Raw genomic sequence first — 14,382 nt, 5'->3', positions numbered from 1 at the left:
TTAAACGCCGGTGTCGCCCGGTCCGGGTGATCAGGAGCTTTCGTTAACGGGCCCTACCTTCGTTATTTGGCTTCGTGACCGATGATTCCGATTCGCCAGCGTCAATAAGGTTTTGGGTCATGGCTCCCGCGGGTGAAACAGAACTAGGCGCGGCTTATGATTGCGCCAAGCACCACGGTCACGCTCAATAGGCTGATCGCCCCCCCCCGCGGTGCGGGGGAGGCCCGGCTCCCTTGAGGGGGTATGGCATGGACGGCAACAACACCATCGTCGCGGAATTGGCAGAGCTGGTTGCCAGCATCGAGCGCCAGAGCACCGCAACCGAGACCGGGCTCCAAGAGCTCATCGAACGCGGCACGGCGCATATCGCCCGTTGCCAATACGCAGGAATCACCCTGGTCGACGCGGGCAAAGCGATCACCAATGTGGTTGCCACGCATCGCTACGCGACGGAACTCGACGCCGCGCAGCAGCGCTACCGGGAAGGGCCGTGCGTCGCGGCCGCTTGGGAGCACCACATGATGTACGTCGCGGATCTCGGCGCAGACGAACGTTGGCCCCGTTATCAACAATTCGCCCTGGAGAACACGCCGATCCGCTCCGTATTGTCCTACGAGCTGTTCGTCGACGGCAGCACGACGGCGGCGCTGAATTTCTATGCCGAGCAACCACATGCATTTCCCGACGAATCGGTTGAGCTCGGCGGCGTCTTCGCCACCCATGTCGCGCTGGCGTGGTCGATGATGCGGCGCAAAGACCAATTTCGCAGCGCTCTGGCATCGCGGGACCTCATCGGTCAGGCCAAAGGCGTGATAATGGAGCGATTCAACATCGATGCCGTCGAGGCATTCGAACTCCTGACCCGGCTATCGCAGCAATCCAATCGCAAGCTGATTGATCTGGCCGAGGCGTTGATCGAGAGCGAACATCCGCTCAAGGGCCGGCATCGGCCTTAGTGCTCGATCGGGAAGGGTACGGTCCGGCGCTCGGCGATGAGCCGTTCGCCGAGGTCATAGTCGTCGTCGGCGTTATGGGTCAGCACCCCGACCACCGTATCGCCCGACTCGTACCACACGGTGAACCCGTCGCGGTGCTCGCGTAACTGGCTGCGTTCGTAGCCGTCACCCCAGGCGTGATACTTCAGGGTCGCGTCGCCCACTGACGTCCAAAACCCCGGCACGCCAACCCATTTGGTAGGCCAGCTTGCTGCGCACGCTCCCGCGATCGCGCCTTGGTCACTCGCGTCTTGCCAGTGTTCGACGACCAGGTGACGTCCCGCGACCTCATGGTGCGCCAAGGCGACGTCGCCGGCAGCGTAGACGTCGGGTGCCGTGGTGCCCATGTCGGAGCCGACGACGATCCGCGAGTCACGCATCTGCAGTCCCGCCTCGGCGGCGATGCGGCTCTGCGGCGCGACGCCCGTCGCCGCGAGCACCAGATCGCAGTCGATGGTGACGCCATCGTCGAGCCGGACACCCGCATTGGTGATTTCTTCGACAGCGACCCCACCGATATGGCGAGCCCCGGCACCTGTCACCAGATCGCGCAGCCGTTCGGCGGCCTGGCTGCCTAACCGCTTCTCCTGCGGAAGTGCTTCTGGGGCAACCAGAGTCACTGAGACATTGCGCAATGCCAGGGAAGCTGCGGCCTCGCAGCCGATGAAGCCGGAGCCGATCACCACGGCGGAGTCGGCGTTGTCCGCGGCGTGGCGCAGCGCGGTCGCGTCGGCCAGGGAGCGCAATAGCAGGGCCCGCTGACCGCCGGGCACGGGTGGGGCCTGCGGCGCCGCACCGCACGCCAAGATCAAGCTGCCGTACGTGTGCCGCTGGTCGCCGACGTAGAGCGTGCGCGCAGCGAGGTCCAGGCGATCGACTCGGGCGTCCGTGGTGAGCTCGATGCTCCGCTCGGCGAACCACTGCGCATCGTGCAGTGCTACGTCCTCGGTCTGACCGCGCAGGTACTCCTTGCTCAGCGGTGGGCGCGCGTAGGGCACGTCGACGTCTGCGGTGAGGATGTGCACCGGCAAGTCCGCGTTGTGCTCACGAAACGACTCCGCCGCCGCTACCCCTGCCGGCCCGCTGCCCACGACGATCAATCCGGAGTCGACCATTACGGCGTGATACCCGCACAGCGGAGGCTAAACCGGTGCCTTGTTTTGACGACCCCGACGCGGGTAGCCCGCCGTGTATGAAAGCCGTGACCTGGCAGGGCAAGCGCGACGTGCGCGTCGAGTCGGTGCCCGACCCGAAAATCGAACAGTCCACCGACGCCATCATCGAGGTGACTTCGACCAACATCTGCGGGTCGGATCTGCACCTGTACGAAATTCTCGGGGCGTTCATGAACCCGGGTGACATCCTCGGCCACGAGCCGATGGGGATCGTCCGCGAGATTGGTCCGGAAACCGGCGACCTGCAGGTCGGTGATCGGGTGGTGATCCCGTTCCAGATCTCCTGCGGCAGCTGTCACATGTGCCACCACGAACTCTTCACCCAGTGTGAAACCACCCAGGTGCGCGAACAGGGCATGGGCGCAGCGCTTTTCGGCTACTCCGAGCTCTACGGCTCAGTACCGGGCGGGCAGGCCGAGCTGCTGCGCGTTCCGCAGGCCCAGTTCACCCACATCAAAGTGCCTGTCGGGCCGCCGGATTCGCGGTTCGTATATCTCTCGGATGTGTTGCCGACCGCATGGCAGGCGGTCGACTACGCCAACATCCCGGACGGTGGCACGGTGGCGGTGCTCGGGCTGGGGCCGATCGGTGACATGGCCGCCCGCATCGCCGATCATCTCGGATACCGCGTTATCGCGGTGGACCTGGTGGCCGAACGCCTGGCTCGCGCCGCGAAGCGGGGCATTCACACCATCGACATCGGGCACCTCGACGTTTCGCTGGGTGACGCGATCCGCGACCTGACCGACGGGCGTGGAGCCGATTCGGTGATCGACGCGGTGGGCATGGAGGCGCACGGCTCACCCACGGCCAAGTTCGCCCAACAGGCGACCACCGTGCTGCCGGATGCGATCGCCAAGCGCTTGATGCAGACCGCCGGTGTGGACCGGCTCAATGCGCTGTATTCGGCCATCGACATCGTTCGCCGCGGTGGGACGATCTCGCTGATCGGCGTCTACGGCGGAATGGCCGACCCGCTCCCGATGCTCACGCTTTTCGACAAGCAGTTGACCCTGCGCATGGGGCAGGCCAACGTGAAGAGGTGGGTCGACGACATCATGCCGCTGCTGACCGACGACGACCCGCTCGGCGTCGACGACTTCGCCACTCACGTCCTGCCGCTCGACCAGGCCCCGCACGGCTACGAGATCTTCCAGAAAAAGCAGGACGGAGCGGTAAAGGTTATGCTCAAGCCATGAGCTGTACTGCCCGAGTCGCGAAATAACAAGTGCACTATGGCGTTTCGCACAGTTGTTTGATCGCGGCATGTCTCGGGTATCAAGTGCGCCATGACTAGAGCCGACGCGCCTGTTCCCACGCCCACCGGTGAATTGTGGCCGGGCAAGGCGTACCCGCTGGGCGCCACGTACGACGGCGCCGGCACCAATTTCGCGCTATTCAGTGAAGTGGCTGAGCGCGTGGAGTTGTGCTTGTTCGACGCCGACGGCACGGAGACGCGAGTAACGCTGCCCGAGGTCGACTACTACGTCTGGCACGGCTACATCCCGGCCATCGAGCCCGGTCAGCGCTACGGCTACCGCGTCTATGGCCCTTACGAGCCCACCGAAGGTTTGCGCTGCAACCCCAACAAGCTGCTGCTGGACCCGTACGCGAAGGCCATCGACGGAACGTTCGACTGGAACCAGTCGCTGTTCAGCTACAACTTCGGCGATCCTGACAGCCGCAATGACGACGACTCCGCGACGAGCATGCCGAAGTCCGTGGTGATCAACCCGTACTTCGACTGGGGCAACGACCGTCCGCCGTCTCACGAATACGCCGACACCGTCATCTACGAGGCACACGTCAAGGGCCTGACGCAGACTCATCCGGACATTCCCGACCAGATCCGCGGAACGTACGGCGCCATCGCGCACCCGGTGATCATCGACCATCTCAAAGGTCTGGGTGTCACCGCTATCGAGCTGATGCCGGTGCACCACTTCGCCAACGACTCCACGTTGGTCGACCGCGGACTGTCGAATTACTGGGGCTACAACACAATTGGCTTTTTTGCGCCCGATTTCAAATACACCAGCTCGGTGTCACCGGGTGGTCAGGTGCAGGAGTTCAAGGCGATGGTGCGCGCCCTGCACGAGGCCGGTATCGAGGTGATCCTCGACGTCGTCTACAACCACACGGCCGAGGGCAACCACCTGGGGCCGACGTTGTCGATGCGCGGCATCGACAACCAGGCGTACTACCGGCTGGTCGACGACGACAAGCAGTACTACATGGACTACACCGGCACGGGAAACAGCCTCAACGTCGGGCATCCGCACTCACTGCAACTGATCATGGACTCGCTGCGGTACTGGGTGACCGAGATGCACGTCGACGGCTTCCGGTTCGACCTGGCCTCGACCTTGGCCCGCGAGTTCTACGACGTGGACAAACTTGCGACGTTTTTCGAACTCGTGCAACAGGATCCGACCGTCAGCCAGGTCAAGCTGATCGCCGAACCGTGGGACGTCGGACCCGGCGGCTACCAGGTGGGTGGCTTCCCGCCGCAGTGGACGGAATGGAACGGAAAATACCGCGACACCGTCCGCGACTTCTGGCGCGGCGAGCCGGCCACACTCGACGAGTTCGCCTATCGGCTGTCCGGATCGGCGGACCTTTACGAGCACACCGGGCGCCGGCCGGTGGCGTCGATCAACTTCGTCATCGCCCACGACGGGTTCACCCTGCGCGACCTGGTCTCCTACAACGAGAAGCACAACGAGGCCAACGGCGAAGACAACAACGACGGCGAGAGCCATAACCGTTCGTGGAACTGCGGTGCCGAAGGGCCGACCGACGACGCCGCCGTCAACGAATTGCGCGCTCGTCAGCAGCGCAACTTCCTCACCACGCTGCTGCTGTCGCAGGGCGTCCCGATGATCTGCCACGGCGACGAGCTGGGCCGCACGCAAAACGGCAACAACAACGGCTACTGCCAAGACAGCGAGCTCACCTGGGTCGACTGGGACAATGCCGACACCGGCCTGCTGGAGTTCACCCGCACCGTTTCGGCGCTGCGGGCCCAACATCCGGTGTTCCGCCGGCGGCGATTCTTCTCGGGCAAGCCGGTCGGCCGCCGCGGCCAGGACGGGCTGCCCGACATTGCCTGGTTCGCCCCCGACGGCGACGAAATGACCGACGAGGACTGGGGTGCGAGCTTCGCGAAATCCGTCGCGGTGTTTCTCAACGGGCACGGCATTCCCGACCGCGATACGCGCGGTCAGCGGGTGATCGACGACTCGTTCCTGCTGTGTTTCAACGCCCACTACGAGCCGCTCGAGTTCACCCTCCCGCCGAAGGAATTCGGCGCCTCTTGGCAGGTGGTGGTGTTCACCGGACCTGAGGAGACCACTCCTGCCGACGAGGTGCCCGGGGGCGGCAAGCTGACCGTGGATGCCCACAGCGCGGTAGTGCTGCAGGTGTTGTCCGACGGCGGCTGAATGCGGCCGCCGTCGGACCAGGGCGCGTTATCGGTGACTTTCGGCCGATGATCTGTGACCTTAAGCCCCAGACACGCGTATGCCTTCCCGTGCAAAATGGCGGTTGCGCCGCCGCATGGGAAGGGGCAGCTCGTGCAGAGATCAGACCCCGACGCATGCCTGAACGACGTGGCCTGGTGCCGTCGAGTCGCGTTGTCGATGGTGTTCGTCATCGCGGTTCTGTCATGGGCCGGCTGGGCGGCCGGTGTCGACCGGTTGACCCGCATCCACCCGAACTGGCCGCAGATGATGCCGTGGACCGGCGTCTGGCTGGTGGCGCTGGGAACGGCGATTTGGGCGCAGTCGGGTGACCCATCGCGGGGCCGGGTGTTTGCCGGCCGTGTCCTGGCCCTGGTAGTGGGGGTTTTAGCCCTGACCACGCTGGTCGAGTACGGGACTCACGGGTCCGCCGGCCTGGACGAGGTGTGGTTCGGCGACGCGGTGCGCGCGTCAGGATGGACCTGGCCGGGCCGGCCAAGCGTACAGACTGCGACGTCGTCCGTGCTCCTGGCGACCGCGGCCGGGCTGATGCGGGTGGAGGGCAGGGCTCCGGTGGTCTGGCCCGCGTTCATCGCCGCCGGCGGGGCCATCCCGTTCGTCACGGTCGGGGCCTACCTGTTCGACGCCCTGGCGCTGGTGGGGACCTCGCCGACGACCGGCCAGGCGCTGATGACGGCGCTCGGGCTGTTGCTGCTCGTCGCCGCGATCGTGCTGGCGCGCCCTGACCGGTTTCCGCTCGCTTGGCTGCTCGCCCGGCCCGACAAGGCGTCACTGCTGCGGCTGGCGACGATCCTCGGCGGTTTTCCGGTCGTGGTCGCGGTGGCGCGGCCGATCTTTCTGTGGCTCGGATTCGGTGAGCAGACGGTCTGGACCTTCTCGATTTTGCTGGGCACCGCCACCGTCGGGGCGATTACGTTCTTCTTCATCCAGCGCGAGCAGAAACTGCTGATAGAGAAGGAGCAGGAGAGTAAGGAACGCGCCGAGGCCGAGATGCGCTATCGCATCCTCGCGGACAATGCGGTGGACATCGTCGTACACCTGCGCGGCAGCGAGCTTGCGTGGGTCTCGCCGTCCGTCGAGGCCGCGCTGGGCCTGCCGCCGCAAGCCTGGACCGGCCCGGATCTGGACCGCTACATCCATCCTCAGGACGTCGAGGCCGTCAGTGCCGCGCTGAGCAGGGTCGCGGCCGGTGAAGCGGTCCTGCAACGCTTCCGCGTGCACTCCACCGACGGCGTGTACCACTGGGTCGAAGGCCACGGAAAACCGTACGTCGACGCCGAGGGCAACACCGACGGTCTGATCGCCGCGATGCGCATCATCGACGAGCAGGTCGAGGCCGAGCAGCGGCTGGAACGGCTGGCCCGGTTCGACCCGCTCACCGGCCTGGCGAACCGGGCCGAAGCCATGGGCCGACTCGCCGCGGCACTGGAGCAGACACAGCCCGAAGGAATCAGCGTGGGGGTTCTTTACTGCGACGTCGACCATTTCAAAGAAATAAACGACACCTGGGGACACGGCGTTGGCGACCTCGTGCTCGCCACTTTGGCAACACGGATCCAGAAGAGCGTCCGCCGGGGCGACACCGTCGGCCGGACGGGAGGTGACGAGATTCTCGTCCTGCTGCCCGGTGTGCGCAGCGCCGACGAGCTCACCCGGATCGCCGAGAAAATTCGTTGTGGTGCCGCCGAACCCATCCACGCGTCCGGCAAGACGTTCCGCGCGACCCTCAGTATCGGCGCCACGATTGCATTTCCCGGCGAGTCCGTCGACGCGGTCACCTCCCGTGCGGACGGGGCCATGTACAAGGCCAAGCTGGGGGCCAGGAACACCGTCCAGCAGAGTTAAGCAGCATTGGTCGCGCAAGGTGGCCTTCGACCTCATGGGCGTGTGCCGCAGGCCCTGTCCGCCGCGGAAGCATGACGCGCCCTGATGACTCTCTTGCGGATACCGCAAGCCTGAGGCTCGAATTCTACCCGGCGGTTACGTGTTCCACCCGTGGTGGATACGCTGTGCCTGCAGCGGGCTCGTTACAGGAGAGGGCAAATATGTCACGGACAGTGGTGGTCGGCGCGTCGAGTGGCCTGGGGCGCTGTATCGGAATCGGGCTTGCCCAACGCGGCGATCGGGTCGCGTTGCTGGCCCGCCGGCGTGAGCGCCTCGAGACCGCTGCGAAGGAGGCCGGGCCGGGGGCGATCGCCGTCGAGTGCGACATCACCGACCAGGCCTCGTGCCGGTCGGCCATCGGTGCGGTAGCCGACACTTTCGGCGGCATCGACAACATCGTGTACACCCCGGCCATCAGCCCACTGGTCCGCATGGTCGACACCGACGCCGAGACATGGCGCCGGATTTTCGACACCAACGTGGTCGGGGCGTCGCTGGTGACCGCGGCGGCGATGACCCACCTGACCGATTCGGCGGGCAAGGTGGTGTACCTGTCCTCCGACGCGGGCCCGTACGGTCCGCCGTGGCCTGGGCTCGGCGCCTACGGCGTCAGCAAGGCGGCGCTGGAACGACTCGTCGAGGCGTGGCGATCCGAACACCCCGACGTCGGCTTCACCAACCTGATCGTGGGGGAGTGCGCCGGCGGCGAGGGTGAGGCGGCGACCGGGATGAACGCCGGCTGGGATATGGACCTGACCATGCAGGCCTACCCGCTCTGGGTTTCGCGCGGCTGCATGCCGGGCAAGTTGATGCCCGTCGAGGACCTGATCGACGTGGTCCACACGATCCTTCGCACCAATGCGTCGACGTCGATGCCGCTGGTCGTCGCCCGTGGCGCGCCGTCGAGCCCCGCCGCTTTCGCCGAGGCCAATCAGTCCTAGCTCAGCGACCGGTGAGTTTTTCCCGCACCAGGTCGGTGACGAAGCGAACCGGCGACACCGGCTGGAACGCCAGGGCCGCCTCGGTGAGTGCGTCGCGAGACGCGACGGGCAGCTCGATGTCGCCCGCGGCCACGTTGAACTCGAGCTGTTCGACGCTGGATGCGCCCGGAATGGCGACCACGCCCGGATAGCTGATCAGCCAGGCCAGCGCGACCTGGGCCGGCTTGGCGTCGACTTCCTTCGCGACGTCGCGCAACAACTGCAGCAATGGCTCGAGGCGCCGCAGGTTTTCGGTACCGAATAGCGAATTGATCGCACGGACGCCGCCGGGACGATTGTCGACGCTGTACTTGCCGCCCAGCAGCCCTTGTTCCAGTGGGCTGTAAGCGATCACGACGCGGTTCTCTCGTTCGGCGAACGGCACCAGCTTCTTGAGCGCCTTGGGGAAGGCGAGCGAGAAGTGGACTTGATTGCTGATGACCGGGCGGCCCAGCGCGGCGTCGGCTTTTTGCCAGCGCTCCAGCGAATAGTTCGAGACGCCGGCCGCGCCGATGTCACCGCTGTCGATGAGGTCGCGCATGCCGGGCATGATCACCGAGTCGGGGACCACAGGGTTGGACTGGTGGATCTGGTAAAGCGGGATGCGGTCCAGTTGCAGCCGCCGCGCGCTGGCCCGCTCGCGCTGCTTGATCACAGCCGGGAAGGGTGCGACCGGCATGATCTTGCTGGCCACCGCGACCTCGGCACGTTTGTCGCCGAGCGCCTCGCCGAGAATCCGCTCGCTCTTGCCCAGGCCGTAGACCTCGGCGGTATCGAACAGCGTCACCCCCATCGCCAGCGAGCGCTGCACGATGTCGCGGGCGGCGCCGGCGGCGTACTCGTCCCCGTAACCCCACTCGCGCGAGCCGAATTGCCAGGTACCCAGCCCGATCCGGCTGACCCGGCCTACTCCGTCGACGTCGAGATACTTCATGTGCTCACCGTACTGGGCCGGCGAGCACATGTGATGGTCAGTCGGGGATCTTGTTGAGGACGTAGTTGACGATGCTCACGGCCGTTTGGCGAGGGCCGCTGGCATCGGTGGTGCCGAGGCTGACGACATACAGGTCGACCACGACGTTGGCTTTGGCCGCCGCCGCCCGGACGAATCGCACCTTCAGGCCCTTGGGTGCCAGATCCATCGTGGTGATGCCGTTGCCGGCATCGGCGGGCGGGCTCAGCGACAACGTGTACGTCGGGCCGCCGCGGGCGGTCAGCGTCACCGGTGCTCCGCCGCAATCGCGCCAGCCGTCGACCAGCTTCGTGCCCTGTGTTTGCGCGGTCGGCGAATCGCGAAACGCCATGACCGCCTGGATCACCTGGATCGACTTCAACAGGGTTTGCGTATCGGCGAACGCCTCCGCGCGATATCGCAGCATGGCCTTGAGGTCGTAGGCCTCCGGGGCGCCGGGCATCACGGCGCCCCAGCACTGCGGACGATCGATCGTCGCATCTGTATCGCTTTTACTCGGCCGATCCCAGGTTTGGCCGGCCTCCAGGTTCTGGTCGTTGGTCAGGCTTTTCAGGGCATCCAGCTTGGGCAGCAGCCTGATGACGTCATCCGGCGCCACCTTGGGTGCCGGCGGTGGCTCGGCGGTGGTGCCGGGGGTGGCCGGGATTGCCGGCGCCGCGGTTTGTTGGGGGCGCGAGCCGGACAGCGTGGACAACGTGACCCACCCGATCAACGCGACGACGGTCAGCGTGATGAACGCATATGACAGGGACAACCCAAAGAGTGCCCGGTCACGTCCGAGCTCACCGGTGCGGCGGATCTGCGCGAGGCCGAGATGCCCGAGAAGCGCTCCGAGGGGGGCGAACACAAATGCGAACACCAGCGATAACGTCGCGAAGGTGTTGACGGGCGGGCGCTGCGGCGGCGAAGGTGGCGGCGAGAAGATCGGCGGTCCGACCGGCGGCGGGCCGTACGGAACGCGGCCCAGCGGATCGTAGGTGAGGGACTCCGGGCTAAAGGGATTGTGTCCGAACGGATCCTGAGGGTTCGTCGCGGCCTCCTTGGTCTGGGATCCTGCCCAGACTGTAATACCGGGACCTAGGCCATCGGTAGTTCTGTCGTCAGCTGCGGCGCCACACCAACCGGTGCGCTTATTGAAACTGCGCGTGAAAGCGTTGGCAACCTGGCCTGACCGGTCAGCACGTTTGGTGATTGGGTCGGTGGGTAGCCGACTGGAGCGCGCGAAACAGCCCGCGCGTGACAACCGGACTAATTCGGGAGGATATCGCTATGGCTGACAGTGCCATCATGACGCCCACTGACGTGGTCGACTTTCTTTCCAGTCAGCACGAGCAGATCAAGTCTCTCTTCGCCAAAACGCTTGCGGCGAAGGGCGAGACACGTGAGCAGAATTTCGTCGAGCTGCGGCGACTGCTCGCTGTGCATGAAACCGTCGAGGAAGAAATCGTTCATCCGCGCGCCAAGCGAAAGATTGCCAATGGCGAAGCGGTGGTGGGGCAGCGGCTGGAGGAAGAGCACGAAGCCAAGATCGTCCTGCAGCAGTTGGAGAAGCTCGATGTCGACAGTGAGGAATTCACCCAGCTGCTGACTGGGCTGCGCGACGCCGTACTCGAGCATGCCGAACACGAGGAGAAGGACGAGTTCGCCCGGCTGGGCCAGGAATTGAGCAGTCACGAGCTTGAAACCATGGGCCGCGCCGCCAAGCTTGCCGAGGCGATCGCGCCCACCCGGCCGCACGCGGGGGTCGAGTCGCAAGTGGCCAATCTGGTCGCCGGCCCGTTCGCGGCCATGCTGGATCGGGCTCGCGACGCCATCATCGGTAAGGGCTGACCCGTTTCGGCTCAGTAGGCAGGGTACGCCCAGGGGCATGACGTCCCTGGGCTACTTCCTGTCATGCGAAGGATCGACTCCCGACGAGCTGATCCACCAGGCCGTGCGCTTCGAACGTTTGCGGAGGCCTACCGCATTCGTCTATGACCTGCGCAGCGCCCGGGAAGCAGCAGGTATGCCGTCAGTAAGCTAACGCGGCACTCGCCGTCGGATGGATCGGAAGCAGGCCGTCGAACCCGCACACGTCGACGAAGCGTTTCAACCGCGGCTCCCCGCTGACGAGGCGCAAAGCGATGCGGCGATCGTTGCATCGTCGCGCCTCATCAGCCAGCGCACGGAATGCGCAGCAGCTCATGAACCCCAACCCGTTGAGGTCTATGACGAACGAGCCGGGCGAGGGCGCCGCGTTGGCGGTCTCTCCGATCAGTCGCCGCCACGTTTCCTCGTTGAACGCGTCGACCTCGCCGCCCGCGTGGATGATCACCGCGGAACGACTGCGTTGGGCCACCGCCCGCAGTCTGCTGCGCGTGTCGCCGAGTTCGGACCTCAGCTGGGTGCTCAGTACCAACGGGGTGGTGAACGGTCCGGCGATCTCTGCATTCATGGCCGGCGGTTTAGCTGTTCTTGTGCGGCAGGAATTCCTGGGCCTTGGTTATCAGGCCCTCCGTGATGAATCCCCGCCTGTTTTCGTCGCCGGCCAGCACCGCGGCGGCGGTCGCCTTGAACTGTTCCCACGTCGCATGCGGCGGTATCGGCGGCATGTCTGGGTCGGTGTGGACGTCGAGCACAGTGGGACGGTCAGCGGCCAATGCGTCACGCCAAGCGTCGGCGAGCTCCTCGGGGTCCTTGACGGCCACTGCGCGCAGACCCAAGCCGGCGGCGAACGCGGCATAGTCGACATCGGGAAGTGCCTGGGATTCCACGAATTTCGGCGCTCCGCCCATGGCCCGCATTTCCCACGTCACCTGGTTGAGATCGTTATTGTGCAGGATCGCCACGATCAGGCGAGGATCATCCCACTCCTGCCAGTAACGCTTGATCGTGATCAGTTCGGCCATGCCGTTCATCTGCATCGCACCGTCTCCGGCGAACGCGATCACAGGTCGCTGAGGATGAGCGAATTTCGCACCGATCGCGTACGGAACGGCTGGGCCCATGGTGGCGAGGGTGCCCGACAGTGACCCACGAATATTGCCGTGGAACTTGAGATTTCGCGCGTACCAGTTGGCGGCCGATCCGGAGTCCGCGGTCACTATGGCGTCGTCGGGCAGCTGCGGGGAGAGTTCGGCGAACAGTCGCAAGGGGTTGATCGGATCGGCGCTGACCATTGCCTCTTTGTGCATGGTTTCCCACCATCGCGCCACGTTCTTCTCGATGTTCGCCCGCCACGACCTGTCCTCTTTACGGATCAAGCGTGGGATCAGCGCCTGCAGGGCGACCTTGGCGTCGGCGACCACATTGACCTCATAGGGGTAACGCATTCCGATCAACTTGCCGTCGACGTCGATCTGCACGGCGCGGCATTGACCGAATTCCGGCAGGAACTGGCTGTAAGGGAAGCTGGACCCCACGGTCAGTAGGGTGTCGCAGTCGCGCATCAGCTCGTAGCTCGGCCGCGTGCCAAGCAAGCCGATAGACCCAGTTACCCAGGGCAATTCGTCAGGAAGCACGTCCTTGCCCAACAAAGCTTTGGCCGCGCCGGCCCCCAACAGGTCGGCGACTTCGGTCAGCTCGTCACGTGCCCCACGCGCGCCGGTGCCGACCAGCATGGCAACTCTGTTGCCCTCGTTGAGGATTGCGGCCGCCCGCGCGATCGCGGCATCGTCGGGGGAGGTCGCCGGCCACTCGATACCCAAGCTCGACGGCACCATTTTGAAGGCGTGGGTGGGTGCCGAGTACGGCAGCTCCTGTACGTCGGCCGGGATGATCACCGCGGTCGGGGCGCGTTCGGTCATGGCGATCCGGATGGCGCGATCGAGCACATTGGGCAATTGTTCTGGCACGGTGATCATTTGGACGTAATCGCTGGCGACATCTTTGAACAGGCTGAGTAGGTCGACCTCTTGCTGGTAGGAGCCGCCCATGGCGCTGCGGTTGGTCTGTCCGACGATGGCCACTACCGGTACGTGGTCGAGCTTCGCGTCATAGAGGCCATTGAGAAGATGGATCGCGCCGGGCCCCGATGTACCGATACACACTCCGACCCGTCCGGTGAACTTCGCGTAGCCGACCGCCTCGAAGGCGCTCATCTCCTCGTGGCGCGCCTGAATGAACTTCGGCTGGTTTTCGGCACGCCCCCATGCGGCGAGGATTCCGTTGATCCCGTCCCCCGGATATCCGAAGACATGTTCCACATCCCACGCGCGCAGCCGCTCGAGCAGGTAGTCACCAACTTGCATCTTGGACATTAGATTTCCTCCTCAGCCACTGCGGCTCGACATTGAGTCGTCTGGACGCCTTAGGCCGGTACCGCAATGGCGAGTGAGCGTCGAAATCGCATACCACCCGTTGCGTGATACCCGGGATGGTCGAAGGTATTCCTCCGAGGAGGGCTAGCTATCCGGTCGGCTCACATCCTTGGCGGCCGCCACCCGCGGCGGTACCCGGGAAGCATCTGTCCAAACTGACGAATTGGGCCGGCTCCCATCGGCCCGTTGACCAGGCGAGACTGATCGGATTGCGCGGCGGCCGTTTGGCGGGCGACGTGGTGGGAAGTCGTAACGTGCGGACGAATTGATCGAAATGGCAGATGGCTTGTGTGGTCACGCCGCTTGCGCCAGTCCAGACGAGTTGGTCAATCGGTTCGCGATGAAGCGAGCGCAAGCTCACCAACACCAGGGAGGATCGAGCTATGGGCGATCAGAACAGTGGTCCAGAAGAAGGCATCAAGGGAGCCGTCGAGGGCATCAAGGGCAAGGCCAAAGAGGTCGGCGGGACCCTGGTGGGTCGCGACGACGTCGTAGAAGAGGGCAAGGCCCAGCAGGACAAGGCCGATGCTCAGCGCGACGCGGCAAAGAAGGAAGCCGAAGCCGATGCCGCACGTGGCGGCGCCAAGGCCGCCGA

General features: G+C 65.1%; 12 protein-coding genes. 7 read left to right on the top strand and 5 right to left on the bottom strand.

Features of this window, described 5'->3' with window-relative positions:
• The first annotated feature begins 248 nt into the window (after positions 1–248).
• Positions 249–956, top strand: coding sequence for a GAF and ANTAR domain-containing protein (locus AC5Y5O_RS28800; protein WP_500028403.1), 708 nt, complete (start codon positions 249–251; stop codon positions 954–956).
• On the opposite strand, the gene AC5Y5O_RS28795 is transcribed toward AC5Y5O_RS28800, so the two are convergent.
• Positions 953–2,110, bottom strand: a complete 1,158-nt coding sequence (locus AC5Y5O_RS28795; protein ID WP_500028401.1) for an NAD(P)/FAD-dependent oxidoreductase — start codon at positions 2,108–2,110, stop codon at positions 953–955. The two genes, AC5Y5O_RS28800 and AC5Y5O_RS28795, sit on opposite strands and share 4 nt — an antisense overlap.
• A gap of 77 nt (positions 2,111–2,187) precedes the next feature.
• On the opposite strand from AC5Y5O_RS28795, the gene AC5Y5O_RS28790 reads away from it, so the two are divergent.
• The 4 genes from AC5Y5O_RS28790 to AC5Y5O_RS28775 all read left to right on the top strand — a co-directional run bounded on the left by AC5Y5O_RS28790 (position 2,188) and on the right by AC5Y5O_RS28775 (position 8,477).
• Positions 2,188–3,369, top strand: coding sequence for a zinc-dependent alcohol dehydrogenase (locus AC5Y5O_RS28790; protein WP_096285477.1), 1,182 nt, complete (start codon positions 2,188–2,190; stop codon positions 3,367–3,369).
• A 90-nt stretch (positions 3,370–3,459) separates the two neighbouring features.
• Positions 3,460–5,613: a glycogen debranching protein GlgX gene (gene glgX, locus AC5Y5O_RS28785; RefSeq protein WP_096285479.1), complete on the top strand. Its 2,154-nt coding sequence runs from the start codon at positions 3,460–3,462 to the stop codon at positions 5,611–5,613.
• Positions 5,614–5,745: 132 nt separating this feature from the next.
• Positions 5,746–7,497 (top strand): sensor domain-containing diguanylate cyclase, encoded by a 1,752-nt coding sequence (locus AC5Y5O_RS28780; protein WP_243393793.1) that lies wholly within the window; start codon positions 5,746–5,748, stop codon positions 7,495–7,497.
• 212 nt (positions 7,498–7,709) lie between these two features.
• Complete coding sequence (locus AC5Y5O_RS28775; RefSeq protein ID WP_500028452.1) at positions 7,710–8,477, top strand: SDR family oxidoreductase; 768 nt, start codon at positions 7,710–7,712, stop codon at positions 8,475–8,477.
• 1 nt (position 8,478) lies between these two features.
• On the opposite strand, the gene AC5Y5O_RS28770 is transcribed toward AC5Y5O_RS28775, so the two are convergent.
• Positions 8,479–9,450, bottom strand: a complete 972-nt coding sequence (locus AC5Y5O_RS28770) for an aldo/keto reductase (RefSeq protein ID WP_500028396.1) — start codon at positions 9,448–9,450, stop codon at positions 8,479–8,481.
• 37 nt (positions 9,451–9,487) lie between these two features.
• Entirely contained in the window at positions 9,488–10,558 is a 1,071-nt protein-coding gene (locus AC5Y5O_RS28765; protein WP_500028450.1) for a sensor domain-containing protein, read from the bottom strand.
• Between the two features lie 200 nt (positions 10,559–10,758).
• On the opposite strand from AC5Y5O_RS28765, the gene AC5Y5O_RS28760 reads away from it, so the two are divergent.
• Positions 10,759–11,319 carry a hemerythrin domain-containing protein gene (locus AC5Y5O_RS28760; RefSeq protein WP_500028394.1) on the top strand — a complete coding sequence of 187 codons (561 nt, stop codon included), beginning with the start codon at positions 10,759–10,761 and terminating at the stop codon, positions 11,317–11,319.
• A gap of 181 nt (positions 11,320–11,500) precedes the next feature.
• On the opposite strand, the gene AC5Y5O_RS28755 is transcribed toward AC5Y5O_RS28760, so the two are convergent.
• Both AC5Y5O_RS28755 and AC5Y5O_RS28750 read right to left on the bottom strand, forming a co-directional pair.
• Complete coding sequence (locus AC5Y5O_RS28755; RefSeq protein ID WP_500028392.1) at positions 11,501–11,923, bottom strand: anti-sigma factor antagonist; 423 nt, start codon at positions 11,921–11,923, stop codon at positions 11,501–11,503.
• A gap of 10 nt (positions 11,924–11,933) precedes the next feature.
• Positions 11,934–13,727: a thiamine pyrophosphate-requiring protein gene (locus tag AC5Y5O_RS28750; RefSeq protein WP_500028390.1), complete on the bottom strand. Its 1,794-nt coding sequence runs from the start codon at positions 13,725–13,727 to the stop codon at positions 11,934–11,936.
• Between the two features lie 443 nt (positions 13,728–14,170).
• Here AC5Y5O_RS28750 and mbp1 point away from each other — a divergent pair.
• The coding region (gene mbp1, locus AC5Y5O_RS28745) for a microaggregate-binding protein 1 (protein WP_500028389.1) at positions 14,171–14,382 on the top strand (212 nt) is incomplete at its 3' end.

The organism is Mycobacterium sp. NGS40 (genome assembly GCF_059812735.1).
This window is presented reverse-complemented; position numbering and strand designations above follow the sequence as displayed.